We start from the raw sequence: 26,106 nt of genomic DNA on the forward strand, positions 1-26,106 counted from the left end.
CCACAACCAGGGACCGAAGGGGGCAGCGAAATCACGTTGGGCGGTGGTGGACGGCTACGAGTCATGGCTAGAGTTACTAGATTTCGACTAGATCGCCCGCAACCTCATGCAGCGCCCGATCGAATCCGTCGACAGCCACCCGCTGGACTGGCACAAGTCCGCAGTCGGCAGGCGTGACCCTCATCCTTAGGTCGGGTGGCCCAGGGGTGAGATTCCCCTGGGCCACCCGACCTCACAGCATCGCCTTCTCCGGTTGGGTGGTCACCACGATGACCGTGGTGGTGCCGGATTCCAGCGAGAGCCTGAACTCCTTTTCGAGGTCTCCGGTGGATGTGACATCGACGGCGTGGCAGCCCAACCCCCGTGCCACGGAGGCGATGTCGAGGCCCGGTAGGTCGAGCCCGGGCACACCCGGCGTCTCTTCCAGGGCGGCGAAGGATTTGAGGATCGAGTACTCGTGATTGCGCATCACGACATACACGATCGGCAAGTTCTGCCGCACGGCGGTCCAGAGGCCCTGGACCGAGTACTGGAACGACCCGTCCCCGATCAGGCCGATCACCGGACGAAGGACGCCGCGGTCCCGGTCGCCGAGGGCGACGCCGACGGCAGCCGGCGCGGCCCAGCCGATTCCACCACTGGCAGTGGCGAAGAACGAGTCGGGCTCGACGGTGGGCAGCCACTCGGCATGTTGGGCCATGGTCGAGGTGGACTCGTCGACGAAGACGGCGTGCTCCGGACGGACCACACTGAGAGTCGCGTAGACCTCGGCCGGCGTCAGCGTGCTGCTCGGGTTTTCCGGCAGCTCCCGGGGCCGCGGCATGGGCTTCGGCTGCGCGCGGCCGCTGCCATCGCCCACCAGCTCGGTGAGAAGTTCGATCGACAGCCGGGAATCGCCGAGGAGGCTGTCACCGACACGGGCCGCTGCGGCGATCGCTGGGTCGTCCGTGATCTGCAGCAGTTCGGTCCCGGCGGGGAGGATGTCGCCGGGCACGTAGGGGTAGTAGCGGAAGACCTCGGCCCCGATGACCACGACGAGATCGTGTCCCGCGAGCCGCTCGCCGACGGCCTTGACCGACATGCCGACCGAACCCTGGTACAGGGGATGGTCCTCGGGGAACGAGGCGCGGTCCGGAAGCGGAGGGCTATAGACCGCGGCCTTCAATTTCTCGGCCAGCGCGACGCCGGCTTGCCATCCGCGGGCGCGGTCCACGTCGGGCCCCAGGATCAGGGCCGGCCGCTGACTCACGGTGATGCGCTCGGCGAAGCGCCGCAGGCGCTCGGGGTCGGGCGCGTAGGTCCTGCTGACATCACGCAGCACGGCTGGCCCTTCCAGAGGGTGGTTCCAGTCGTCGAGCGGGATGGATAGGAACACCGGTCCCGCAGGCGGCTGCACGGCCATTGCGTAGGCACGCATGAACGCCTCGGGCACGGCCTCGGCGCGTGCGGGCTCGTAGGACCACTTCACCCACGGCCTGGGCATGTTCACCGCGTCGCGGTTGCTCAGGTATGGATCGCCGATCAACAGCTCGCGATGCTGCTGACCGGCCGTGACGATTAGCGGAGTGTGCCCGTGGTACGCCGCGACCAGGTTGCCGATGCTGTTGCCGAGCCCCGCGGAAGAGTGCAGGTTCACCAGCGCCGGACGCCGGGTGGTCTGGGCGAAGGCGTCCGCCATGGCGATGACGGATGCTTCTTGAAGACCCAGCACATAGGTGAAGTCATCCGGGAAGTTCTTGAGGAAGGTCTCCTCCGTGGATCCCGGATTACCGAAGACGGTCGTCAGGCCCAGCGACCTCAACAAATCGTAGGTCACGCTGTGCACGGTCGATTTCCCGGTCATGGTGGTCAGTCAGCTCCCTTCGCCAGCAGGCGCCAGCAAACCGGGCGGACTCTGTCGTGTGCGCATGGATTCCGGCCGATGGCCTTCCTCCAGCCGTATGCCACACAATCCAGTACAGCTGCCGGCGGCGGGTGTAAGCGCAATGACGAATAACGACTCTAGCCCGAATCAAGATCTTTTACTGAGGAATCGAAGACAGATTCTCAGCCCGCCGTTGTGATGCCCGGTCGGCCGGAACCGGAGGCTGTTTCGGGGGTAGCGTTCCAAACGGCCCAAATCCGGCATTAACAGGATGGATCCGCTTCTGACCAGGCACCTTGCTGTCGGCAAGCCCAAAACTGCGAAATCCGGTAGTCCAGACTCGATGTCCCAGGCAGTGCTGGAGGACGCGCGATATGCGGCGGTTCCGGATGTTCATCGACCGCCTGGAGACAGCCCCTACAGCCAGGCGGGGCACCCAGCGCTCTACCCTGGGTTGCCGGTGCAAATGGTGTCACCAGGCGCCACCGAACCAAAGAAAGGGCACCCACGTGAAAGCCGTCGTGTTCTACGAATCCGCTGACAACGTCGCCGAGAAGGCGCCCAAGTACTTCGCTGAACACGTTGCCCAGTACCAGCCCTACATCGACCGCGGGGAGCTGCTGATGATCGGCACCTTCGCCGACCCGCAGCAAGACGGCTCCATGGGTATATTCACCACCCGCGAAGCAGCCGAACAGTTCGTTGAGAACGACCCCTTCATGCTGAACGGCGTCGTCAAGAACTACCGGATCCTGGACTGGAACGAAGCCATCGCTAAATAGATATGCGTTGGCGCCGGGACGTGTGACCTGGGTTGAGTTCGACGGGGCTCAGTCGTCTCACCCGGTGAGGGTGAGGCGGCTGGTCATCTCGACACACCACCGCGATCGAGGAACTCACCACACGGATCGAGGTGATGACCGAACCCTTTCGATCACCTCGAAATGGTCGCAGCTGCTCGATCCCATCTGGGACAACTTGAACCCGTCTCGTGTTCTGACTCAGTGAACCTGGCCGTGACTCAATCAATCTGGCAAGTCGACTCACCGATATGGCAAATGTCTCAGTACATCTGGCAAATGTGACAAGATCACCCGCGATCGAGCATCGGATGAAGGAATGAGGACTCCAGGCGTGGGAAGCGTCGAGATCGACGAACAGCTGGCCGGTCCTGGCTCCGCGCCTGCCGTTGCCCGTCCCCGTCCCGATGCGGATCGGCGAAGCCTCCGAACGGTTCCCGGTGCCGTGCATTGTCACGTCCTGGGTCCCAGGCGTACCAGGCGATCGCGCCACAATCACTCGCGGCCGCCACGCAGCCGAGACTCTGGCTGATTTCCTGCGCACGCTGCATCAGCCCGCGCCCGACGATGCGCCGGTAAACCCGAAGCATGGTGCCCTCGAAACGCTCTCCGACGAGTTCGACAGAATGAGCCAGGCCATCGGGTCCGACGGCGACGTGGCCGCCGTCCGAAAGCTTTGGGATGAGGCCGTTTCGGCTCCCGAGTGGCAGGGCCCGCCGACTTGGTGCCACGGGGATCAACTTCGGCGTCGGATCCTCCCGACTGGCCGCCGCACTGTTTCGCCACCTCGGCGTCGCTGCACAACTTGGCTTTGCCGTAGGTGCGGCAGCTGGGCAGGCTCTGCGCAGCCCTTGCGGTTGCGCGGAAGGACGGCGGGTCAGCTGACCGCTTGCTAGCGTCGCGATGCGCGGCCTCGGCTGCATCTGCCCGGCACGATGGCCGGGATGTCACGTGCCGCCACACGAGCGGGTCCACGACAACGATGATTATTCATGATCATTATTGGCTTCAGATTGACATGAACGATCAGAGGACGGATTCTGTTCATGTGCTTCTCACCCGGCCGGCTGACCCTCTACCGACGAGGGCGACGAGCGTGTTCGCCGACCCGAAGCGCCGCGTAGCTCCACGTGTACCCGTCAATCACAGCGCCATGGACTCGATGGTGTTCGGACGGAGTACGTGCCATGGTTCCGGCCCGGCGCACTCGGCCCCCGCTACCGCGTGCTGCGATTCGAGTAGTGCCCGTTGGCGGCTGCCCCTGTTTCTGGCACGATGCCACCGAACACGAGGAAATGTCACGAGGAAATGTATGGAGAACATGACACGATCAGGCACGGTAGCCTCTGACCTCATGACCACGCCGATGTTGCGAAATCACACCACTTCGCGTGTTCCAACCGGTGAAGGGAAGTGATCTGCCGTGGCTACGGTGACCTTCGATAGCGCTACCCGGCTCTACGCCGGAAGCACAAAACCTGCCGTCGACAAGCTGGATCTGGAGATCGCGGACGGCGAATTCCTCGTTCTGGTCGGCCCTTCCGGCTGTGGCAAGTCGACCTCGCTGCGGATGCTTGCTGGACTGGAAGAAGTCGACGGCGGGCGAATCCTGATCGGCGCCAACGACGTTACGTACGCGGAACCCAAGGAACGCGATATCGCGATGGTGTTCCAGAACTACGCGCTGTATCCGCACATGACCGTCGCCGGGAACATGGGCTTCGCGCTCAAGCTGGCCAAGGTCGCCAAGGCGGAGAAGGAAAAGCGAGTGCTCGAGGCGGCCAAGATGCTGGACTTGGAGCCGTATCTGGATCGCAAGCCGAAGGCACTGTCGGGCGGTCAGCGTCAGCGCGTCGCGATGGGCCGGGCCATCGTGCGCCAGCCGCAGGTGTTCCTGATGGACGAGCCGCTGTCGAATCTCGACGCCAAGCTGCGCGTGCAGACCCGCACCCAGATCGCCCAGCTGCAACGCCGCCTCGGCACCACAACCGTGTACGTCACCCACGACCAGGTCGAGGCCATGACCATGGGCGACCGGGTCGCGGTGCTCAAGGACGGACTGCTGCAGCAGTGCTCGACGCCGCGCGACCTGTATCAAGATCCGGCGAATATGTTCGTCGCCGGGTTCATGGGCTCGCCCGCCATGAACCTGTTCACGCTGCCGGTCGCCGACGGTTCGGTGTCGCTCGGCGGGCATACGCTGCCGGTGCCGCGTTCGGTCGCCGACGCCGCCGAGGGTTCGGTGGTGGTCGGTATCCGGCCGGAGCACTTCGAGCTCGGCGGAAACAGCGCGGGCATCGAGCTGGAGGTCGATGTGGTGGAGGAGCTGGGCTCCGACGCCTACATCTACGGCCGCGCTGTCGACCAGGGCGAGGAAACCATTGTGGCGCGGGCGGATTGGCGTAACCCGCCGGAGAAGGGCGACCGCGTCGTACTGTCCACCTCCGCCGAGCACACCTATTTCTTCTCCGCCGAGGACGGACGCCGTCTGTCCTGAGCACGCGAAAGCCCCGTTCGCCCGAGCCGCCCACGCGAACGGGGCTTTGTTTTCTCAGATCTACGACTCGGCCGTGCGGGCCCGGACTATGCGCGCATAGTCCGGATTGAGCCGTACGGCAAGCTCTTCCAGAGCAATCTCGTTGCCCACGTCGCTGCGGAGCTGAACTCGGACCGGCGCTCCGTTCGACTCCTCGACCAGCAGCAGTGGCGGCGGCCCCGGCTGCAGGTAGGTATCGCCCCACTGCATCAGGGCGAGCACCGCGGGTAGCAGATCGCGCCCCATATCGGTCAGGACGTACTCGTGGCGGGTGCGCCGACCCTCCTCCCGATACGGCTGCTTGGTGAGCAGGCCCGCCTCGGTGAGTTTGCGGAGCTGGCCCGCCGCCGCCGCATCGGTGATGCCCACCCGCGCCGCGAAAACGTCGAACCGTCGGGTGCCGTAGTAGGCCTCGCGCAGGATCAGGACGGCCGAGCGGGTCCCGATGATGTCCATCGCCTTCGCGATCGAGCATTCCTCGGGCTTCCACGAGCTCAGATCCGCCAGGGGTCCTTCCATTACGGCTGCCATGACGAACATCATAGCCAAACCTGGCTTGAGTCGACTATATCCAGGAGTACTCTGACTATAAGCCAATAGAGCCAGGCGAAGGAGTTCTGCTCGCGGTCCGGAAGGCACCACCATGAGAGACGCAGTGATCGTCGAGGCGGTACGCACACCGATCGGCAAGGGCAAGCCGAACGGTGCGCTGCACAACGTGCACGCGGTGGATTTGCTCGCGCACAGCCTGCGCGAAGTGGTGGACCGCAGCGGCATCGATCCGGCGCTCATCGACGACGTGATCGGCGGCATTGTCACCCAGTTCGGCGAGCAGGGCGCCAATATGACCCGTCGCGCGGCGCTGGCCGCAGGCTATCCGGAATCCGTGCCCGCGACCACCGTGGACCGGCAATGCGGCAGCAGCCAGCAGGCCATCCACTTCGCCGCACAGGGCGTGATCTCCGGCGCCTACGACATCGTGGTCGCGGCGGGCGTCGAGTCGATGGGCCGGATTCCCATGGGCGCCAACCTGGTCGGCTCCGAGGATCTGTCCGGCGTCGGTTTCGCGGAGCGCTACCCGGAGGGCCTCGTCTCCCAGGGCATCAGCGCCGAGTTGATCGCGGCCAAGTGGGGACTCACCCGCACGCAACTGGACGAGTTCGCGCTCGCCAGCCACGAAAAGGCCGCACTGGCAACGAAGAACGGCCTGTTCACCAAGGAGCTCGCGCCGATCAACGGACTGAGCACCGACGAGGGCATCCGCGTCGGCAGCACCCTCGAGACCCTCGGCAAGCTGCGCCCCGCCTACTACGACGAAGCCATGGCCGCCCGCTTCCCCCAGATCAGGTGGGAGATCACGGCTGCGAGCGCCAGCCAGGTCAGCGACGGCAGCGCGGCGGTGCTGATCATGACCAGCGAACGCGCCCGCGAGCTCGGCCACACCCCGCTGGCCAGGTTGCACAGCTTCGCCGTCGCGGGTGACGATCCGTTGCTCATGCTCACCGCGGTCATCCCGGCGACGCGAAAGGTGTTGCAGCGCGCCGGTCTCCAGCTCTCCGACATGGACCTGATCGAGATCAACGAGGCGTTCTCCCCCGTCGTCCTGGCCTGGGCGCACGACACCGGCGCCGACCTGAGCAAGGTGAACGTCAACGGCGGCGCCATCGCCATCGGCCACCCACTCGGCGCCTCCGGCGCTCGATTGATGACCACCCTGGTGCACGCCATGCAGGACCACGGCGCCCGCTACGGCCTGCAAACCATGTGTGAGGCAGGCGGTTTGGCCAACGCAACCATTGTCGAACGACTCTGATACCGAACGACTCTGATACCGAACAACTCGGACCATCCGAGTTGAACATGCCCGTCGCACTGACCCGTGCGGCGGGCATCGCCGTTTGTGGCGGTCAGCCGGCGACGACGATCGCGACAAGGAAACCGGCGACCCACGATCCGACCAGCAGCGGCACGGCAACCAGTGGCGTCCAGCCGATGGGCCTGCGCTGGCGCAACGCCTCCAGCGACAGCATCACCACGACCCCCAACGACGCCGCGATCCCGACCCAGGCCACTCCGTAGGCCACCGGCAAATACCGGGTGTCGTGCCCCCGCGCCGCAATGTCGTACAGCGGTACGAAAGAGGCGACCAGCCAACAGCATCCGATGGTGACAGCCGAGCCGAGCGCCGCACGCACGAGATCGAGCAGCCGGTGCCGTCGATCCCACGCCATGCCCCAGGCTATCGCGGGCCGCGATCCTCGAATACCCATATGTCTAATATAATTAGCCATCAGTAAAATTATCGGCTATCCTCGGCTTCGTGCCCACCCACCGAACCCCCGAACCCGGCGCTCGCGTCCGCGATGCCGAACGCACCAAGCGCTGCCTGCTCGACGCTGCCTTCGACGAGTTCTCGGCCAGGGGTTACGCGGGGGCCCGAGTAGGGGACATCGCCACTCGCGCCGGGGTCAACAAGCAGCTCATCACCTACTACTTTGGCGGCAAAGAGGGCCTCTACCAGGCCCTGCAGCGGCAATGGCTGGACCAGGAGTCGGATATCGCCGACCCCGCCCAGCCACTCGGCGACGTCGTGACCCGCTACCTGAACCACGCCCTCACCGACCCGCGCGGCATCCGGCTACTCATGTGGCGTGGCCTGTCCGACGAAGCCCCCGCCGGAGACCAGAAGCCGATCACCGAGGCGGATCTGGTCGAAACCCGGCGACGGCAGGAACACGGCGAGATCGCCGCCGATCTCGACCCCGCCTCGTTCCAGCTCGCGGTGATGGGCATGGTGATCGCCCCACTGCTACTGCCCGCACAGGTCCGCGAACTGTTCGGGATCGAAGCGCGGACACCGGAATTCGAGCAACGCTACGGCGAGCAATTGCGCCGCATCCTCGCTCATCTCGCGCAATCACATCTCGAAGGAGACACCCCGTGACCTACCTCGTCACCGGCGCCCGCGGCATCGTCGGCCGCGCCGTCATCGATCAGTTGCTCACCGCCGGAAAATCGGTGCGGGCGGCCAGTTCCGACCCCACCCAGACCACCGTGCCCGACGGAGTGGAGCTGGTCGGCCTCGACATGACCGACCCGACCTCGGTGACCGCCGCACTCGACGGCGTGGACCGAGTCTTTCTGTACGCCGCGCACGAGGGCATCGCGAATTTCATCAGTGCCGCGCAGGAAGACGAGGTGGCGCATGTGGCGTTGCTCTCGTCGATCGCGGCAGTCAGTGACGACAATCCGATCGGCTCACGCCATCTCGCAGTGGAGCGACCGCTGCGGGAATCCGGCCTGCCGCTCACCGTGCTGCGCCCGGGCGCGTTCGCGGCCAACGCCCGCTGGTGGAAGTCGTCCATCAGATCGGAACGCATCGTGCGCCTGCCCTTCCCGGAGGTGCAGCTGAATCCGATCCACGAGGCCGACATCGCGGCCGCAGCCGTCACCGCACTCACCCAGCCCGGGCACGCGGGCCAGACCTACACGCTGACCGGACCCGAATCGCTGTCGCAGCGGACCATGGTCGACACCATCGCAGCGGCCCTCGGTGAACCGATTGCATTGGTCGAGCTGACCTACGAGCAAGCCGCGGAGTTCGTTTTCAAGCCGGTGCTCGACGCGTGGGCGCAGGCCGGTACCGGACCCGCACCGGTCGGGCCAACCTCCGAAGCGGTGACCGGTGTTCCCGCGCGGACCTACGCGCAGTGGGCGACCGACCACGCCACCGACTTCCGCTGAGCGAGCGGCACCGGGCGTCGAGAGGTCGCTTCTCGGCCCCGCGCGCCGCGGGGCCGTACCTCAATATCGACGTGCGTGCAGCAGGTGGCCGATCCGCGTCCGTAGGGTGGCGGTGGTGAGCACCGCCGACCAGGACGCCATCACCGAGACCGTCGTCTACGCCATACCGATGCGGACCCGCTTCCGCGGCATCACGGTGCGTGAGGGGATGCTGCTGCGTGGGCCGCTCGGCTGGGGCGAGTTCTGTCCGTTTCCCGAGTACGACGATCGGGAAGCGGCGGGCTGGCTGGCCACCGCATACGAGCAGGTGACGACGGGCTGGCCGGCGCCGGTGCGCGAGCTGATCCCGATCAATTGCACGGTGCCCGCGGTGGATCCCGAACGCGCGCACGAGATCGTCGCCGGATCCGGGTGCCGCACCGCCAAGGTGAAGGTTGCCGACCATCCCGATTCGCTCGCCGAAGACCTGGCTCGGGTGGCGGTGGTGCGGGATGCGCTCGGTCCGGCCGGTGCGATCCGGGTGGACGCCAACGCCGTGTGGGATGTGGATACCGCGGTCGCGCACATCACTCGAATCGACCGGGCCGCAGGCGGTTTGGAGTACGTCGAACAGCCATGCCGGACCATCGAGGAGCTGGCCGCGGTGCGCCGCCGGGTCGATGTGCGCATCGCCGCCGACGAATCCATCCGCCGCGCCGAGGATCCGTTGCGCGTCGCGGTCGCGGGCGCCGCCGATATCGCGGTGCTGAAATGCACCCCACTCGGCGGGGTTAGGCGTGCCATGCAGGTCGCCGCGGCCGCGGGCCTGCCATGCGTGGTGTCCTCAGCCCTGGAGACAAGTGTCGGCCTGGCCGCGCAACTCGCCCTCGCGGGCGCACTGCCCGAACTCGACTTCGCCTGCGGACTCGGCACCGTATCGCTGTTCAAGGGCGATGTGGTCACCGAATCATCGCGCCCGGTCGACGGATTCCTCGTCGTCCCACGCACCCCGCCGGAGCCCGACCCCGCGCTGCTCGAGCGCTACCGGCACCCTGACCCGGAGCGAGTGAGCTGGTGGCGCGATCGCTTTGCCCGGGTGCGGCGACTCGTGAGCTCGGCCTAGTCGGACACCAATCGCAAGTACCGTCGGGAAACTGCGATTCGGGGTCGGAAGTGTCCGATCAGGCCGGGCCCAGCCGAACCCCGCACCCCACCATCGTCGCCCGCATCAACAGCCCCGCCTCCGGCCCGATGACACCGTCGAGCAGCTCCAGGTACCGCGCGCAAAATTCCGGGCCATGTGGCGCGACCGACGCGGGCGCCGACTCCAGATGATGGGCAAGCTCATGCAGCACAACGAGTTCGCGCAACGCCCATGCGCTGCCACCGGTGTGCAGCGGCACCGCCAGGACGGCGTGGGCCGGTTCGTAATGCGCGGCCGTCGCTCCGGCGCGCGACCGGACCAGCACCGGCACTGCGGCCCGATCCCATTGCGCGCGAACCCAATTGAGTCGCAGCACCTTATCGGTGTAGGTCTGGACCGAATCGACCGAGGCGAAGTGGCGCTCGATCGGCAGGGTGAGGTGTGATCCGTATATCTCGACCGTGCGGTTGCCGTGCTCGTCAGCCCGTTCGAACACGCCGCGTACCAGCTGTTCCGCGTCGTATACCTTGGCGCGCTGGGTATCTCGCGGGCTCACCGGGACGAGCACCCTGGGCAACCGTGTTCACCCATGGCGGCAAGCCGACCGGAGACTGCCGACGGTCGGCGCGCACTCATGCCGACGCGCCGCCGTCACCCTGCGTCAATTGCCCACGGGCGGCGCCGAGTTCGGGCGAGGTACCCAGCCTGGCCGCCTGCCCGGCACGATCGCCCGCGCGCCGCGCCGCCGCCGAATGCCCGGCCGAGGCCTGCGGGCCGCGCCAGGTCCCGCGCGCCTGCGAGGTCTTCGAGTAGAAGTCGGTGAGTTCGATTTCCTTATTGCGCAGCGCGAGCGCGGTGCCCCCGGCCGGGCTGTCGGCGGGGGCCACCTCGGCCTCGACCTCCGCCTTCACCGCGGCCAGTCGACGCCCGATCCTGGCGGCGAAGGCCATCTGGAAGTTCAGTCGGGCCGTCACCGCCGCGACCGGGGCCTGCACCCGGCGCTGCACCTGCTGTCCCCGCCTCTTTTCGGTGACCACCTTCTCCACGGTGGCCGATCGATATTGCCCCGACTTGATGTACTGATCGGACGCCCGCACCATCTGTACGAGCAGGCTGGTGTACAGCGCCTCGCAGGTATCGATATCGGAATCGAAGCCGTAGGCGTAGACCTGAGTCGAGGTTCGCGCAACATCGCAGCGCACATCGTTGGCAGCCGCGATCGCGACGAACAGTTGCACGTAGGTGCGCAAGCCCTTTTTACCCGGCTCGCCGATCGGAATGACCCGCTGCACCGGGGTCGGCTTGCGCTCACGCCCCGCGACGTGCGCACGAGCCACCGTCAGATCGATCGAGGATCTGGTTGCCAGCCGCTGCGCCGCGGCGAGGAACGCCTCGGCCTCGTGTTCGTTATCGGTGGATTCGGCCTTGCGCAGCAATCCACCGATGCGCGTGAGCATCCGGTCGGGAACCGCATTCGGCGAAGTCATCGCCCGTCAGCCTAATAGGCGTCGCCGGGCGTCGTGCGTCCGTCGACCCGCACTCGGACGAGCGGAGCCGCGGCCACTTCCCAACGATCCGAGAGAAGACGTAATCCGGCATGTCAGATGAACACCATGTATCTTCCGTTGTGCACCTCTGGTGTGCTGGTGCTCACGTCTCGACCTTTGGAGTGTTCGCGATGGCTTTGAAGAAGGTGTCGTCCCTACGATCGTCGCTCGTGCCTCGAGCGGCGCTGGCTGCCGCCTCGGTGGCACTGCTGACGGCAACGTTCACAGCCGCGTGCTCTAGCGACAGCGGGGGCAACCCGACCGGCCAGAACCTCAGCGGTCGCGGCCCGATCACCTACGTCGAGGGCAAGGACACCACCGAAACCGGTGCGGTCAAGCAGCTCATCGAGCGCTGGAACGCCTCGCATCCCAACGAGCAGGTGACGTTCAAGGAGCAGTCGAACGACGCCTCGCAGCAGTACGACGACCTGGTCGAGCATATGCGTTCCAAGCAGTCCAGCTACGACGTGGTCGCGCTGGACGTGCCGTGGACCGCCGAGTTCGCCGCGAAGGGCTGGATCCAGCCGCTGAAGGACTCCTTCGCGATCGACACCTCCGCGTTGCTCTCGCCGCCGGTCGCCAGCGCCACCTACAACAACGTGCTGTACGCGGCGCCCCGAAACACCAACGGCGGTCTCTTGTTCTACCGCAAGGACCTGGTGCCGAACCCGCCCAAGACGTGGAGCGAGATGCTCGCGCAGTGTCCGGTCGCCAAGCAGAACAACATCGGTTGCTACGCAGGCCAGTTCGCGCCGTACGAAGGCCTGACGGTGAACACCGCCGAGGTGATCAATGCCTTCGGCGGCACCTTCGTCGGCGCCGACGGCAAGACCCCGACGGTGAACAGCCCGCAGGCCCGCGCCGGGCTCGAGCAGCTGGTGGACGCCTACAAGAGCGGCGACATCCCCAAGGAAGCGATCACCTTCAAGGAGCCCGAGAGCGGCGCCGCCTTCACCCAGGGCAAGCTGATGTTCCTGCGCGGCTGGCCGTCCACCTACGGTGACGCCAGCTCCGAATCCTCCGCAGTGAAGGACAAGTTCGCGGTCGCGCCGCTGCCCGGCGAGAACGGCGTCGGCGCCTCGACCCTCGGCGGCTACAACGCCGCCATCAGCGCGTTCTCCAAAAACAAGGCCACTGCGCTCGACTTCCTGCGTTTCCTGATCAGCGAGGACGCGCAGCACATCGTCGCGGCCGGGGCGCTGCCCTCGGTGCGCGCATCCATGTATGACGACCCGGCCCTGATCGCCAAGATGCCGTACCTGCCCGCGCTCAAGGACTCGATCGCAAGCGCCGTGCCGCGTCCGGTGACCCCGTTCTACCCAGCGGTGTCGAAGGCCATCCAGGACAACGCTTTTGCCGCGCTGAACGGCAACAAGTCCGTCGACGACGCGATCACCGGCATGCAAAAGGGTATCGAGACGGCCGGATCGTAGCGGTAAGGAATGCTGTTTCGAGCGACCTGCAATGCAAGCAGTCGCTGGCGGCAGCAGACCCGACGAGCCCGTAGGAGAGAAACGGTGTCGGATCCTTCGGGAACGGTCACACGCGTGTCGAGCGACAACGATCAGCCGAGGAAACGCGATTTCGGCGCGAAGTTGGCATGGGACCTAAAGAGTTCCGGCAAGGCGTGGCTATTCGTCACGCCGGTGTTGCTGACGCTCGCCGTCGTCGTGGGCTATCCGGTATTTCGGGCGATCTATATGTCGTTCCAGAAGGATGCCGGGCTCGATCCGGCGACCGGCATGTTCGTCGAGGGCGGCAGCGCCGGGTTCTCGAACTACACGCACTGGCTGCTGCAGCAATGTCAGGCCGGTGGCGAGACGGTCTCCTGCCCGACCGGCAATCTCGGCTCGCAGTTCTGGCTTGCGATCGGTGTGACGCTGTTCTTCACCGTGGTCACGGTGACGATCGAGGCGACACTCGGCCTCGGCATGGCCATGGTCATGGGCAAGACCTTCCGTGGCCGGGCACTGCTGCGGGCCGCTGTGCTGGTTCCGTGGGCGATCCCGACCGCGGTCACAGCGCGACTGTGGGAGTTCATGTTCCAGTACGACGGGGTGGTGAACCGGGTGCTCGGCACCCACATCCTGTGGACCTCCGAGGCGTGGCCCGCGCGGTTCGCGGTGATCGCCGCCGACGTTTGGAAGACGACGCCGTTCATGGCACTTCTGCTGCTCGCCGGGCTGCAGGTGATCCCGGCCGACGTATACGAGGCCGCCAAGGTCGACGGAGCCTCGGCCTGGCAGCGCTTCACCCAGATCACCCTGCCGCTGCTCAAGCCGGCGCTGCTGGTCGCGGTGCTGTTCCGCACAATGGACGGGCTGCGCCTGTACGACCTGCCCGCGATCATGACGCTGGGCAACCCGGCTACCCGCCCGATTTCGGCGCTGGTGGTCGAGCAGGTCCGCCAAGGCCCGAACAGTGCGGCCGCGTTGTCGACGATCACCTTCCTGCTCATCTTCGCCGTGGCCTTTTTGTTGGTGAAGGTCCTCGGCGCCAATGCCGTTCGGACCCAGGAAGAACAGCGGGAGGCGCACTGATGGTGGCTGCTACGACCAACAGGCCCGCAGTGCGCGCGGTTCCGTGGACCAAGCGGCTCGGTTCGGTGCGGCTGTATCTCGGTGCGCTGATCGTGCTGGTGTGGGGACTCGGCCCGTTCTATTGGATGGCCGTCACGGCGTTCCGCAATCCGGACTACACCTTCGACAACACCCCGTGGCCCACGCACGTCACGTTCGAGAACTTCCGCAACGCCTTCGACACCAGCCGCGGCAACGATTTCGGCAAGGCGCTACTCAACAGCGTCATCATCGGCGCGTTCACCACCGCATTCGCCCTCGTGCTCGGCGTGATGGCCGCCTACGCGCTGGCCCGGCTCACCTTCAAGGGCAAATACCTGGTGTCGGGGCTGATCCTGAGCGCCTCGATGTTCCCGGTGGTCGTGCTGGTGACGCCGCTGTTCCAGCTGTTCACCAACCTGGGCTGGATCGGCCAATACCAGGCGATGATCATCCCGAACATTTCGTTCGTGCTGCCGATGACCGTCTACATCCTGGCCTCGTTCTTCGCCGAATTGCCTTGGGAGCTGGAGGAAGCCGCGCGGATCGACGGTGCGACCAAGATGCAGGCGTTCCGGCTGGTGATGCTGCCGCTGGCCGCCCCCGCGGTGTTCACCACCGCTATCCTCGCGTTCATCGCCGCCGTGAACGAATACCTGCTTGCGCGTTTGCTTTCCAGCGACAAGACCGAACCGGTGACCGTCGCGATCGCCCGCTTCTCCGGCAACAACCCACTGGTGCAGCCCTACACCGCCATCATGGCGGCTGGCACCATGGTTACCATTCCGCTGGTCATCATGGTTCTGCTGTTCCAGCGTCGGATCATCTCCGGCCTGACCGCGGGCGGCATCAAGAGCTGAGTCTGATTTGTAGCGCCTGCGGCGCCGCGAACTTCAGTGCTCGATCTCGCTTCGCTCGAAACGACGTGGGGCACCCTGTGGTTACCTATGCTGCGACGGATCCGACCTGAGTAAGGCAGCCGAGATCGGTCCGCTTCGTAGGGGTGCGTGTTATCGTCGTCGATCCCTTTGACGCGGTTGTCCAGATGTCTATGCTGGGCCAAGACCCGGTTTCCGATCGTTGTCCCTGCAGGTGAGTTCGACCGACGCTCCGGGAGGAGATGATCGTGCGCTCGTTCGGCAAGCGGCGAAAACGCGGTAGCCCTCGACGCGGTACGCGGGGTAAAACGTCGGCCGCCCCCTATGCCTCCGTCGCCGGATGGAAAGAGCGGAAAACCACCTCGGCGAGCAAGCGCAGCAGTCACCCGGCCGCATCGGGCGACGCGACCAAGCCCGCCGGGCCCGTGCCGACCCCGACCGATCGGCAGCCGCGCACCCGCGCCGAACGGTTCCGCCGGCTGGTGCTCGCACTGTTCATCATCTTCGTCGCGGTACCGTCGGTGCTGCTCATGCTGGTCTACTGGAGCGCCGAGATTCCCGATCCGGACTCGATGCAGACCAAACAGATCGCCACCATCCTCGCCTCGGACACCACCACAGTTATCGCCAAAGTCGTTCCACCCGAAGGAAATCGGACGCCGGTGCCGCTGAGCGACGTGCCGCAACCGGTCCGCGACGCAGTACTCTCGGCCGAAGACCGCAACTTCTACAGCAACCCCGGCTACTCGACCTCCGGATTCCTGCGCGCCGCCCGCGACAACGTACTCGGGCGCGAGGACGCGGGCGGTGGTTCCACCATCACCCAGCAGTATGTGAAGAACGCCTTCCTCGGCTCCGAACGCACCCTCACCAGGAAGATGCGTGAGCTGGTCATCGCGGCGAAGATGGCGCGGCAGTGGAGCAAGGACGATATCCTCACCGCCTACCTCAACACCATCTACTACGGCCGTGGCGCCTACGGTGTCGCGGCGGCGGCGAAGGCATACTTCGACAAGCCGGTACCGCAGCTGACCCTGGCCGAGGGCGCGGTGCTTGCCGCGGTCATCCGCACCCCCTCGCTGCTGGATCCGGAGACCCGTCTCACCGAGCTCAAAGACCGCTGGAAGTACGTGCTGAACGGCATGGTGGAGATGGGGGTACTTGCGCCCGGTGATCGCGACGCGACGACATTCCCGCCGATCATCCCGATCACCCAGATCCCCGACGACAACGTAGCCCGCGGACCCGAGGGCCTGATCCGGGCCCAGGTGCTTCGCGAACTGCGCAACGCCGGGATCAGCGAACGGGATCTGAATACCGGCGCGTTGCAGATCATCAGCACTATCGACGCGCGGGCCCAGCAGTCCGCGCTCGGCGCTGTGCACGGCCGGCTGGATCCGCAGCCGCCCGAGCTGCGCAGCGCAGTGGTGTCGATCGACCCGCGCTCCGGCGCGGTGCGCGCCTACTATGGCGGCAACGATGGCGTCGGCTTCGATTTCGCGCAGGCGCCGCTGCAGACCGGGTCGGCGTTCAAGGTGTTCGCGGTGATTGCCGCACTGCAGCAGAGCATTCCGCTCTCGCGGGTGATCGACAGCTCTCCGGTGACCGATCGCGGCGACAAGATCACCAATGTGGACGGCGAATCGTGCGGTAAATGCACCATTGCCGAGGCGTTGAAGCGCTCGCTGAACACCAGCTTCTACCGGCTGACGATGTCGATGTTCGACGGGCCGAAGGCGATCGCCGACGCGGCCCATCAGGCGGGCATCCCGGAGCAGATCCCCGGCGTCGCCGGCAAGACCCTCACCGAGGACGGTGACCGACCGCTGAACGGAATCGTATTGGGGCAGTATCTGGTTCGCCCCATCGATATGGCATCCGCCTACGCGACGATCGCCAATTCCGGTGTCTATCACCAGCCGTACTTCGTGCAGCGAGTGGTGGCCGGCGACGGCCGGGTGCTGCTGGATCGGAGCGCGCCCGAACAGCAGATCGGCAAGCAGCAGCCGCCGGGCCAGCAGCGCATCCCCCATAGCATCGCCGATAAGACCGCCCAGGCGATGATGCCCATCGCGGCGTACGCCAACGGGCACAACCTGGCCGGTGGCCGCCCATCGGCCGCCAAGACCGGCACCACGCAGCTCGGCGACACCAATCTGAACAAGGACGCCTGGACGATCGGCTTCACCCCGTCGCTATCGACCGCGGTGTGGATCGGCACCGCCCAGTCGCAGCCGATCCGGACCGCGCGCGGCGCCGACATCTACGGCTCCGGCCTACCCGCCGACATCTGGAAACAGACGATGGACGGCGCGCTGGACGGCACCCCGATCGAACAGTTCCCGGCCCAGGGCCCTGTGGATAACAGCAAGCCCTCCGGCGGTAGCTACGACATACTGAACCCGCCGAAGGCGCCGCCGAAGGCGCCGCCGCAGGAGCCGGTCATCGTGATCCCACCGGCGCCGCCCACGCCCAAGCAGGTCGAGATATTCCCAGGATTGAGCATCCCGGTGCCCGGTTGATGGCAAAACTACGACCACTCCTGCCGCAGGGAACGCAGGACGTGGCAGCATCGTTTGCCAGAGTAAGAAAGAAAAGCGAGGGCGGCGGCACCGGCCGCAAGATCGATGCGGAAGGATAGGCGCTCGAGCAACGACGAAAGACTAGACATAGGGGCAACGCCGGTGGATTTCAATGTCGTTGACCGTCCCGAGACGCTGGTGGCGGGAACAGTACTTCGCAGCCCGGCGCTCGCGGTCGAAGGACCGCGCCGCGCGAGGGTCGAAGAAGCGTGGAAGCGCAATCTGGCTCGCTCGCTGCCCGGGCCGCCGACGACCGCGTACGTCGACCACGCGCCGGAAATCAACTCGTATCTGACCCACATCGTCGGCTACCACTGCCGCAGTCTCGCCGATCTGCTGCCCGGTGATGTGCTGGCGCGGGTGCCCGCGGGTCGTTTCGCGCGCTTCACCGCGAGCGGCGACAACCTTGGGGACACGATCGTCAGCATTTGGCGCGCCGTGTGGGATGCGGAGGCCGCAGGGCGGCTCGTGCGCGCCTACACCGGGGATTCGGAGCACTATCCGGACGTGCGCACCGTCGAGGTCTTCGTGGCGCTGGCAGACGATCAGGTCGACGAGTAGGAACTGGCTGTGGACTTCGAGATAGTCACATTGGATGAAAGCCTGGTCGCCGGACTTACTGTTCCGCTGGCCGGCCGCGAGGTGACCGCGCGCGATCTGGACCTGGTGAACTTCACCTGGGACCGGTACCTGGCACGGGAGAAGAACGTGCCGCGCGTCGCGGCCTACATCGGCCAGAACGATCACGCGGTGGCCGTGCTCGGCTACGAGGTGGGCTCGATGGACGAGATGGATTCCGGCGATGTGGTGACCCGGTTGCCGCAGGGTCGCTACGCGAAATTCGTTGTCTCCGATAAGCCTTACGACCTGTTGCGCACCGCGTGGGCGCAAGTCCGCAAGGCCGAAAGCGCGGGCACCATCACCCGTTCACACACCGCTGAGATCGAGCGCTATACCGGACCGACGTCGGTTGAGGTGTACGTCTCGCTCGACTGATGTTCACAACGATCGAGGGCCGGACTCGCGGATTTTCGCGAGTCCGGCCCTCGATCGTTACCCATCGACTGCACTACAGTTTCCGAGCGAAGCGAGATCGAGCACTAACGTTCGCGGCCCGGCTCGCGTCCGAGTGGCCGAAGCGCACGCGACGCAGTCGCGAGTCTCGGCAGCTCGGACGCGAGCCTTCGGGGCCGCGAACACGCAGCGCCGCAGGCGCTGCAAATCAAACACTGCCGATGATGAATGCCTCGAGCTGGGTGCGCGCCACGTCGTCGGCCAGCTGCTTCGGCGGGGACTTCATCAGGTAGGCCGAGGCCGGGATAACCGGGCCGCCGATGCCGCGGTCCAGCGCGATCTTGGCGGCGCGCACGGCGTCGATGATGATGCCGGCGGAGTTGGGCGAGTCCCACACCTCGAGCTTGTACTCCAGGTTCAGCGGCACGTCACCGAAGGCGCGGCCCTCGAGCCGGACGTAGGCCCACTTGCGGTCGTCGAGCCAGCCGACGTGATCGGACGGACCGATGTGCACGTCGCCGGCACCCAATTCCTTCTTCAGGTTGCTGGTGACAGACTGGGTCTTGGAGATCTTCTTCGACTCCAGGCGCTCGCGCTCGAGCATGTTCTTGAAGTCCATGTTGCCGCCGACGTTCAGCTGCATGGTGCGGTCGAGCTGCACGCCGCGGTCCTCGAACAGCTTGGCCATCACGCGGTGGGTGATGGTCGCGCCGACCTGGCTCTTGATGTCGTCACCGACGATCGGGACACCGGCGTCGGTGAACTTGGCGGCCCACTCCGGGTCCGACGCGATGAACACCGGCAGCGCGTTGACGAAGGCGACACCCGCGTCGATGGCGCACTGGGCGTAGAACTTGCCGGCCTGCTCGGAACCCACAGGCAGGTAGGACACCAGGACGTCGACCTTGTTGTCCTTCAGCACCTTGACCACGTCGACCGACTCGGCCTCCGACAGCTCGATGGTCTCGGCGTAGTACTTGCCGATGCCATCGAGGGTCGGGCCGCGCTGCACGACAACGTCGCTCGGTGGCACATCGGAGATCTTGATGGTGTTGTTCTCGCTGGCGAAAATCGCCTCGGACAAATCGAAGCCGACCTTCTTGGCGTCGACGTCGAACGCAGCGACGAACTTGACATCGCGGACGTGGTACTTGCCGAACTTGACGTGCATGAGACCCGGCACGGTCGCGGTTTCGTCGGCATCCTTGTAGTACTGCACGCCTTGGACCAAGGAAGATGCGCAGTTACCCACGCCTACGATGGCCACGCGAACTGTGTCAGCCTGGTTCGTTTCAGTCATGGCCGATGTTTCCCTCTTTCTGTGGTGCCGCATTCGTCGATTGCTCCGCTGCAATCAACTCGTTGAGCCAGCGCACTTCGCGCTCGCTTGATTCCAGACCGAGTTGGTGGAGTTGGCGGGTGTAGCGATCCAGCGACCCGCTGGCCTTTTTGATCGCCTCCCGCAGTCCCTCTCGGCGCTCCTCGACCTGCCGCCGCCTGCCCTCCAGAATCCGCATCCGCGCTTCCGCGGGGGTGCGGCTGAAAAACGCCAGGTGGACGCCGAAGCCGTCGTCGGTGTAGTTCTGCGGGCCGGTGTCGGCGAGCAGTTCGGTGAACCGCTCCCGCCCGGCCGACGTCAGTTGATAGACCCGCCGCGCGCGGCGCATGGTCACGCCGGCGACGTTCTCCTCCGCGATCAGCCCGTCGGTCTGCATTCGGCGCAGTGTCGGGTAGAGCGACCCGTAGGAGAAGGCCCGAAACGGCCCGAGCAAACCGGTCAGCCGCTTGCGCAGCTCGTACCCGTGCATGGGCGATTCGAGGAGCAGCCCGAGAATTGCCAGCTCGAGCATCGGGCTTCACCTCCCTGACTTGTGTACAGACCTAACCGATGGATGCGAATTCCCACTATATCGGAGCGATATAACCAAAGACAGTCTTCGCCGATAGATGAGGTGTTTGCGCAGGTGGCGGAGGTCAGCTAGGGACGGATACCCGCAAGGGCTCCCCGGCGAAGGTCAGGGTCAGGAAGCCCGAGGCGCCTGCCGTGTTCGTCGTATACACGGCGAGAGTTGGCATGTCGGTCGAACTACCGGCGGCGAACTCGATGCCGATGTGCGTCACGGCGCCATCGGGCATCTTCGTCGACTGCGGCGCACCGGCCAGCAGTCCGGTGACGGCGCGCAGGTCCATGGTGGCGAGGTCGAAGGTGCGCACATCGGGTTTGCGCCCTGCGGCTGTCGTCGGCTTACCGAAACTGCCGTCGTAGTGATACCGGGCGGAGTGGGTCGGGTCGCCCGCCACCTGCCGCGTGAAGATCGCGTATTCGGGATACATCGTGACCTCGTCGGCCTTGGTGTCGCCGAACTCGGCTCGGTATCGGTCGATGAAGTACGCCAGACCCACGCCGGTGGTAAGCACCGGCACGTTCTTGGCCGACACGGACTGTCCTGCCGGTCCGGACGTGTCCGCGGCACAGCGGGTGATTGCGCCGACCCCGGCGCCGATCAGCGCGGCCGCCACCACGACGGCCACTGGCGCCAGCCAGCGCCGCGGGCGGCGGCGATCGACGCGGACCACCGGCGCGTCGACCAGATCGTCCGGTATCTGCAGATCGCCGACGACGTCGTCCAACTCGCCGAAAGACATGGCACGCATCGCCTTTGCGGTCCGAGCGGCGTGCTCGTCCGCGGTAAGCTGACCATCGGCCAGCGCGGCGTCGAGCAGGCCGCAGACATCGGCCCGGTCGGTGTCGCGGGCCCGGATTCCGCCGTAGCGCGTCGTTGCCATTACTCGATCACCCTTCGAACGGCCACGCGCGAGTTATCTCGCCCGCCGGAGTCAAGATCATGTGACCGGACTCGTTGAACTTGTTGCCCGCGTAGATCGAGACGAACGGCGCACCTTTGGCGATGCCGTAATAACTGTAGGTACCGGAGTCATTGACCTCGACCGATATCTGGTTGACCGCCCCGTTCGGCACCCGAAGCGTGGCGGCCGCGCCGGTCAGCGCATCGGAGATGGCCGCGATATTCAGATCGGCCAGATCGGCGGCGGACCTGTCGGGCTTGCGGCTGGTGACGGCGCCGCTCTGCTCGAAGCCGCCCCGATAGTCGAAGCTGACCAGGCGATTCGGCTGGCCCGCCACCGCACGTGATAGGTGCCCAAAGTCGTCGAACAGTCTCAGCTCGTCGACTTGCAGATCGCCGAATTTCTCTCGGTACCTCGTCAGGAACAGCGTAAGTCCCTCGCGGGTAAGTAGATTGGGCGTCGCCACCACCACCGGTTGCACGGAACCCAGGTCCGGTGCGGGCGCGGCGACGGGTTTCGCGGCAGGCAGCGGCGCGGGGTCGGAGGCTCGGCTGGTCAGCGCGAAGGTGACCACCGCCGCGCAGACGGCGGCCGTCGTGACGCCGATCAGAAACCACTGCCGCCGATTCGAGTGCGGCGGTTGGGGCAGCGGCGGGGCGTCGGTCGGTCGCTGCAGATCGTCGACCAGCCCGGCCAGGTCGCCGAGAGTCTTGGCTTCGCCGGCGAGTTCGGTGAGGGTCTGGTGTTCTTCCTCGGTGAGCTGGCCATCGCTGCGCCCGATGTCCAGCAGTTGGCAGGCAGTGGCGCGATCGGCGTCACGGGCCCGCGTGTGATCAGGATAACCATCCGCAGATCTGGGGCGTCGCAACAGATTTCGCGGCGGGGCCGGCTGCGCGGGCACCAAATCGCGTACCGCCGTTGGCACTTGCAGATCGCCGACCAGACGCTCCAACTCGCCGACCGACTTCGCCGCCATGGCCTGCGTCGTTCGGTCGTGATACTCGTCGGCGCCGAGCTGCCCCTCGGCATATGCGGCATCCAGCACGCTACAGGTATTCGCGCGGTCGAGGTCACGCGCACGCGTGCGCCCGGATGCTGCTGTGGACACAGACGAATACTAGTCGGCCTGTAGCGCCGATATCCCTGTTCGGACCCGTTACGGGCCCGGCAATCCATCACAGCCCGACGCGGCCCGTTTGCATCACCGCTACTCTGGTTCTGTGCGAATTCAGCGGCAAGTGGTCGACTATGCGCTCCGGCGCCGGTCGCTGCTGGCTGACGTCTATGCCGGCCGTGTCGATGTCGCCGAGGTGTGTGATGCGAATCCCTACCTGTTGCGTGCGGCGAAGTTCCACGGTCGGGGGAGCGAGGTCACATGCCCTATCTGCCGGAAAGAACAGCTCACGCTCGTATCCTGGGTCTACGGCGACGGCCTTGGACAGGTGGCAGGTTCGGCTCGCACACCGGAGGAATTGATACGCCTGGCCGAGACTCGCGAAGAGTTCTCGGTTCATGTCGTCGAGGTATGCCGGAGCTGCAGCTGGAATCATCTGGTGCAGTCCTACGTGCTCGGTACCGCTCCGGCACCCCCGCGCCGTCGCACGGGCACTCGAGCCAAGCGGCGCGCCGTCGAATAATGTGCATGGTCATCTGCCCGTCAGGTGACACGCGGAGCCCCCACGCGTCCGCCGCGGTATCAACGACCGCACCGAGCCCCGCAGACCGTTACGAGTTATGGAGATCTTGTCAGTGAATTCGCCCTACGAGACTTCCCCCTACGGCGATGAACCGCACGGCGGCCGTACTCAGCGAAGTTCACAACCTCCGTACCCGAATCAGCGGCCCGCTGGTCCCCCGCCCGGCGCTCGACCCGGCCCCCCGCCTGGTGGTCCCCGTCCGCAGCCGCAGGGCGGTCCCCATCCCGGCGAGCCGCGCGGCCCTCAGCCGCGGCACCGGCCCGGACCCCCGCCGCAGCGCCCGCCGCATGGGCGTCCGCAGCCAAGCGGCGCACCCAATGCCGTCCAGCCAACCCAGCGGATCCAGCGGGCCGGCTCGCTGAACGATGCGGTGGCCGAGCGCAATCGGCCGCAACGGGCGGCAGGCACCGGCGCCGGACCCAATGGTGAGCGCCGAGCGCGGACCGCGGGCGCCCCGCCATCCGGACCGCCACCGCGCCGCAACGGCGGCGGGGGCGGGGGATCCGACGGACCCGGCAGACGTGGCCCCGGCGCGAACAAAAAGAAGTCGCCGTGGCGGATCGTCCGCCGCACGATCTATGTGCTGCTCGCGCTGGCCATCGTGGTGCCCAGCGCCGTCTTCCTGGTCGCCTACTCGACCGTCTCGGTGCCCAAGCCCGGCGATCTCAGGACCAACCAGGTCGCGACGATCTTGGCCGCCGACGGCACCTCGGTGATCAGCAAGGTGGTGCCGCCCGAGGGCAACCGCACCGACGTCACCATCGACCAGATTCCGCCGCAGGTGCGCAACGCGGTGATCGCGGCCGAGGACCGGGATTTCTACACCAACCCCGGCTTCTCCATCTCCGGTTTCGCGCGCGCCGCACGCGACAACATCCTCGGTAAGCAAAGCGCGGGCGGTGGTTCGACGATCACTCAGCAGTACGTGAAGAACGCGATGGTCGGCGACGAACGCTCGCTGACCCGCAAGCTGCACGAACTGGTCATCTCGGCGAAGATGGCGCGGCAGTGGAGCAAGGACGAGATCCTCGCCGCCTACCTGAACACCATCTACTTCGGCCGCGGCGCCTACGGCATCGACGCGGCGGCGAAGGCCTACTTCGCCAAGCCCGTGCAGGATCTGACGCTGGAGGAGGGCGCGGTCCTCGCCGCCACCATCCAGCAGCCTTCCGGCCTGGACCCGGAGAAGAACCCGGAGGGCGCGAAGACGCGCTGGAACTACGTGCTCGACGGCATGGTCTCCGGCGGAAATCTCAAGCCCGAACAGCGCCAGGGCCTGCAGTACCCGCAGGTGGTCACGGTGGCCTCGACCAAAGACAAGAGTATGGACACCGGGCCCGAGGGTCTGATCAAGACCCAGGTGCTCAAGGAGCTTTCGGCCGCGGGCATCAGCGAGCAGCAGCTGAACACCGCGGGCCTGCAGATCACCACCACCATCGACCAGAAGGCGCAGCAGGCTGCCGTCAACGCGGCGAACAAGACGATGGAGGGCGAGCCGGACAAGCTGCGGACCGCGGCGGTGTCGGTTGATCCGCGCACCGGTGCAGTGCGCGCCTACTACGGCGGCAGCGACGGTCAGGGCTACGACTTCGCCAACGCGGGCCTGCAGCCCGGATCGTCGTTCAAGGTGTTCGCTCTCGCGGAGAACCTCGAGCTCGGAATCCCGCTGTCGCAGATGTACGACAGCTCACCGGTGACCGTGAACGGCATCAAGATCACCAACGTCGCGAATGAAACCTGTGGCACATGCACCATCGCCGAGGCGCTGAAGCGGTCGTTGAACACCAGCTTCTACCGCATGGAGCAGGACATGCAGAACGGCCCGCAGAAGATCGCCGATATGGCGCACAAGCTCGGCATTCCGGAAACCATCCCCGGTGTAGGCAAGTCGCTGACCGAGCCGGACGGCTCCGGCCCGAACAACGGCATCGTGCTCGGCCAGTACCAGGCCAGGGTGCTCGATATGGCCTCTGCCTACGCGACGCTGGCCGCCTCCGGCATGTATCACGCCCCGCACTTCGTGCAGAAGGTGGTGACCGCGGACGGCCAGGTGCTGCTGGATCGCGGCCAGGTGGCGGGCGAGCGCCGCGTCTCCGAGGCTGTGGCCGACAACGTGACCGCGGCGATGGAGCCCATCGCGGCCTATTCGCGCAACCACAACCTGGCGGGTGGCCGCGAGTCGGCGACAAAGACCGGTACCGCCCAGCTCGGAGACACCGACGAGAACAAGGACGCCTGGATGGTCGGTTACACCCCGTCGCTGTCGACGGCCGTGTGGGTCGGCTCCATCGACAACTCGGCGCTGCGCACCGACAGCGGCGGCATGATCTACGGTTCCGGGCTGCCCTCCGACATTTGGAAGGCCACGATGGACGGTGCCCTGCAGGGCACCACCAACGAGGCCTTCCCGAAGCCCGCCCCGATCAGGGGCCAGGCGGGCGTGCCCGCGTGGTCCGCCCCCTACACCCCGCCGTCCGCCCCGGACGCCCCGTTCCTGCCGCCGGTGGTTGTCGTTCCGAGCCAAGTGGAGATTCTGCCCGGCATCACCATCCCGGTGCCCGGTGTGCAGCCGAACCAGCGGCAGCAGCAGCAGCAGCGCGAACAGGACCCGGGAGCGGGACCGCTGCCCGGCCAGCCGGTGGCTCCGGCCGACGGCTCGTCGCCGACGGCAACCGGATCGCCGCGCCCCACCAATGGATACTCAGGTGACCAGGGGCAGGGTGCGTACGGAACCCAGCCGACACGCAGCCGGTAGGCGGCTGCCTCGCCTCCGCTCGGCCCGGCGCACATGCGGCTGCCTCGCCTCCGCTCGGCCCGGCGCACATGCGGCTGCCTCGCCTCCGCTCGGCCCCGCGCACATGCGGCTGCCTCGCCGCGCATGCGCTGGGCCCGGGGTGGGCTGCGGACGGACCGTGTCCGGCCGCGCCTATTAGGCTTGGGTGCCGTGACCGATCA

At 66.3% G+C, this 26,106-nt stretch carries 24 protein-coding genes; 15 read left to right on the plus strand and 9 right to left on the minus strand.

Going from position 1 to position 26,106, the window contains the following annotated elements:
* Nucleotides 1-232 precede the first annotated feature (232 nt).
* Nucleotides 233-1,843, minus strand: coding sequence for a benzoylformate decarboxylase (mdlC, locus tag ACV7NQ_RS15485; RefSeq protein ID WP_463360301.1), 1,611 nt, complete (start codon nt 1,841-1,843; stop codon nt 233-235).
* 530 nt (nt 1,844-2,373) lie between these two features.
* Between mdlC and ACV7NQ_RS15490 the strand changes: the two genes are divergently transcribed.
* The 3 genes from ACV7NQ_RS15490 (at nt 2,374) to ACV7NQ_RS15500 (ending at nt 5,161) form a co-directional block, all read left to right on the plus strand.
* Nucleotides 2,374-2,646: a YciI family protein gene (locus tag ACV7NQ_RS15490; RefSeq protein WP_463360302.1), complete on the plus strand. Its 273-nt coding sequence runs from the start codon at nt 2,374-2,376 to the stop codon at nt 2,644-2,646.
* 389 nt (nt 2,647-3,035) lie between these two features.
* Nucleotides 3,036-3,560 (plus strand): phosphotransferase, encoded by a 525-nt coding sequence (locus ACV7NQ_RS15495; RefSeq protein ID WP_463365682.1) that lies wholly within the window; start codon nt 3,036-3,038, stop codon nt 3,558-3,560.
* A 527-nt stretch (nt 3,561-4,087) separates the two neighbouring features.
* Nucleotides 4,088-5,161, plus strand: a complete 1,074-nt coding sequence (locus ACV7NQ_RS15500; RefSeq protein WP_463360303.1) for an ABC transporter ATP-binding protein — start codon at nt 4,088-4,090, stop codon at nt 5,159-5,161.
* Between the two features lie 60 nt (nt 5,162-5,221).
* Here ACV7NQ_RS15500 and ACV7NQ_RS15505 read toward each other — a convergent pair whose 3' ends face one another.
* Nucleotides 5,222-5,743, minus strand: a complete 522-nt coding sequence (locus tag ACV7NQ_RS15505) for a winged helix-turn-helix transcriptional regulator (protein WP_463360304.1) — start codon at nt 5,741-5,743, stop codon at nt 5,222-5,224.
* Between the two features lie 100 nt (nt 5,744-5,843).
* On the opposite strand from ACV7NQ_RS15505, the gene ACV7NQ_RS15510 reads away from it, so the two are divergent.
* The gene (locus tag ACV7NQ_RS15510) at nt 5,844-7,013 is read left to right on the plus strand and encodes a thiolase family protein (protein WP_463360305.1); all 1,170 of its coding nucleotides are present in this window, start codon (nt 5,844-5,846) and stop codon (nt 7,011-7,013) included.
* Between the two features lie 94 nt (nt 7,014-7,107).
* Here the strand turns inward: ACV7NQ_RS15510 and ACV7NQ_RS15515 are convergent, their stop codons facing one another.
* Nucleotides 7,108-7,491, minus strand: a complete 384-nt coding sequence (locus ACV7NQ_RS15515) for a hypothetical protein (RefSeq protein ID WP_463360306.1) — start codon at nt 7,489-7,491, stop codon at nt 7,108-7,110.
* 29 nt (nt 7,492-7,520) lie between these two features.
* Here ACV7NQ_RS15515 and ACV7NQ_RS15520 point away from each other — a divergent pair, with 29 nt between their 5' ends.
* From ACV7NQ_RS15520 to ACV7NQ_RS15530, 3 genes are all read left to right on the plus strand, one after another.
* Entirely contained in the window at nt 7,521-8,144 is a 624-nt protein-coding gene (locus ACV7NQ_RS15520; RefSeq protein WP_463360307.1) for a TetR/AcrR family transcriptional regulator, read from the plus strand.
* The gene (locus ACV7NQ_RS15525; protein ID WP_463360308.1) at nt 8,141-8,944 is read left to right on the plus strand and encodes an SDR family oxidoreductase; all 804 of its coding nucleotides are present in this window, start codon (nt 8,141-8,143) and stop codon (nt 8,942-8,944) included. Before ACV7NQ_RS15520 ends, ACV7NQ_RS15525 begins: the two co-directional genes overlap by 4 nt.
* Nucleotides 8,945-9,059: 115 nt before the next feature.
* Nucleotides 9,060-10,046 carry an o-succinylbenzoate synthase gene (locus ACV7NQ_RS15530; protein ID WP_463360309.1) on the plus strand — a complete coding sequence of 329 codons (987 nt, stop codon included), beginning with the start codon at nt 9,060-9,062 and terminating at the stop codon, nt 10,044-10,046.
* Between the two features lie 58 nt (nt 10,047-10,104).
* Here the strand turns inward: ACV7NQ_RS15530 and ACV7NQ_RS15535 are convergent, their stop codons facing one another.
* Together ACV7NQ_RS15535 and ACV7NQ_RS15540 are read right to left on the minus strand one after the other, a co-directional pair.
* On the minus strand, nt 10,105-10,623 hold the full coding sequence (locus ACV7NQ_RS15535) for a TIGR04338 family metallohydrolase (protein WP_463360310.1): 519 nt from the start codon (nt 10,621-10,623) through the stop codon (nt 10,105-10,107).
* A gap of 76 nt (nt 10,624-10,699) precedes the next feature.
* The gene (locus ACV7NQ_RS15540; protein ID WP_463360311.1) at nt 10,700-11,554 is read right to left on the minus strand and encodes a DUF2786 domain-containing protein; all 855 of its coding nucleotides are present in this window, start codon (nt 11,552-11,554) and stop codon (nt 10,700-10,702) included.
* A gap of 191 nt (nt 11,555-11,745) precedes the next feature.
* On the opposite strand from ACV7NQ_RS15540, the gene ACV7NQ_RS15545 reads away from it, so the two are divergent.
* From ACV7NQ_RS15545 to ACV7NQ_RS15570, 6 genes are all read left to right on the plus strand, one after another.
* Complete coding sequence (locus ACV7NQ_RS15545; protein ID WP_463360312.1) at nt 11,746-13,047, plus strand: ABC transporter substrate-binding protein; 1,302 nt, start codon at nt 11,746-11,748, stop codon at nt 13,045-13,047.
* 84 nt (nt 13,048-13,131) lie between these two features.
* Nucleotides 13,132-14,154 carry a carbohydrate ABC transporter permease gene (locus ACV7NQ_RS15550; protein WP_463360313.1) on the plus strand — a complete coding sequence of 341 codons (1,023 nt, stop codon included), beginning with the start codon at nt 13,132-13,134 and terminating at the stop codon, nt 14,152-14,154.
* Entirely contained in the window at nt 14,154-15,032 is an 879-nt protein-coding gene (locus tag ACV7NQ_RS15555) for a carbohydrate ABC transporter permease (protein WP_463360314.1), read from the plus strand. Before ACV7NQ_RS15550 ends, ACV7NQ_RS15555 begins: the two co-directional genes overlap by 1 nt.
* Before the next feature lie 260 nt (nt 15,033-15,292).
* The gene (locus ACV7NQ_RS15560; protein ID WP_463360315.1) at nt 15,293-17,572 is read left to right on the plus strand and encodes a transglycosylase domain-containing protein; all 2,280 of its coding nucleotides are present in this window, start codon (nt 15,293-15,295) and stop codon (nt 17,570-17,572) included.
* Between the two features lie 162 nt (nt 17,573-17,734).
* Nucleotides 17,735-18,193 carry a GyrI-like domain-containing protein gene (locus ACV7NQ_RS15565; RefSeq protein ID WP_463360316.1) on the plus strand — a complete coding sequence of 153 codons (459 nt, stop codon included), beginning with the start codon at nt 17,735-17,737 and terminating at the stop codon, nt 18,191-18,193.
* A gap of 9 nt (nt 18,194-18,202) precedes the next feature.
* A complete protein-coding gene (locus ACV7NQ_RS15570) occupies nt 18,203-18,628 on the plus strand; it encodes a GyrI-like domain-containing protein (protein WP_463360317.1) in 426 nt (141 codons plus the stop codon).
* Nucleotides 18,629-18,854: 226 nt separating this feature from the next.
* Here the strand turns inward: ACV7NQ_RS15570 and ACV7NQ_RS15575 are convergent, their stop codons facing one another.
* From ACV7NQ_RS15575 to ACV7NQ_RS15590, 4 genes are all read right to left on the minus strand, one after another.
* Nucleotides 18,855-19,946: an inositol-3-phosphate synthase gene (locus tag ACV7NQ_RS15575; RefSeq protein WP_463360318.1), complete on the minus strand. Its 1,092-nt coding sequence runs from the start codon at nt 19,944-19,946 to the stop codon at nt 18,855-18,857.
* Nucleotides 19,939-20,496 carry a PadR family transcriptional regulator gene (locus ACV7NQ_RS15580; protein ID WP_463360319.1) on the minus strand — a complete coding sequence of 186 codons (558 nt, stop codon included), beginning with the start codon at nt 20,494-20,496 and terminating at the stop codon, nt 19,939-19,941. The genes ACV7NQ_RS15575 and ACV7NQ_RS15580 overlap by 8 nt, the downstream gene beginning before the upstream one ends.
* A 124-nt stretch (nt 20,497-20,620) precedes the next feature.
* Nucleotides 20,621-21,433: a DUF1707 SHOCT-like domain-containing protein gene (locus ACV7NQ_RS15585; RefSeq protein WP_463360320.1), complete on the minus strand. Its 813-nt coding sequence runs from the start codon at nt 21,431-21,433 to the stop codon at nt 20,621-20,623.
* Between the two features lie 7 nt (nt 21,434-21,440).
* The gene (locus ACV7NQ_RS15590; RefSeq protein ID WP_463360321.1) at nt 21,441-22,562 is read right to left on the minus strand and encodes a DUF1707 SHOCT-like domain-containing protein; all 1,122 of its coding nucleotides are present in this window, start codon (nt 22,560-22,562) and stop codon (nt 21,441-21,443) included.
* Between the two features lie 112 nt (nt 22,563-22,674).
* Between ACV7NQ_RS15590 and ACV7NQ_RS15595 the strand changes: the two genes are divergently transcribed.
* A complete protein-coding gene (locus tag ACV7NQ_RS15595; RefSeq protein ID WP_463360322.1) occupies nt 22,675-23,091 on the plus strand; it encodes a DUF5318 domain-containing protein in 417 nt (138 codons plus the stop codon).
* 430 nt (nt 23,092-23,521) lie between these two features.
* A complete protein-coding gene (locus tag ACV7NQ_RS15600) occupies nt 23,522-25,906 on the plus strand; it encodes a transglycosylase domain-containing protein (protein ID WP_463360323.1) in 2,385 nt (794 codons plus the stop codon).
* Nucleotides 25,907-26,106 lie beyond the last annotated feature (200 nt).

This window comes from Nocardia sp. Tas62D01 (genome assembly GCF_055232035.1).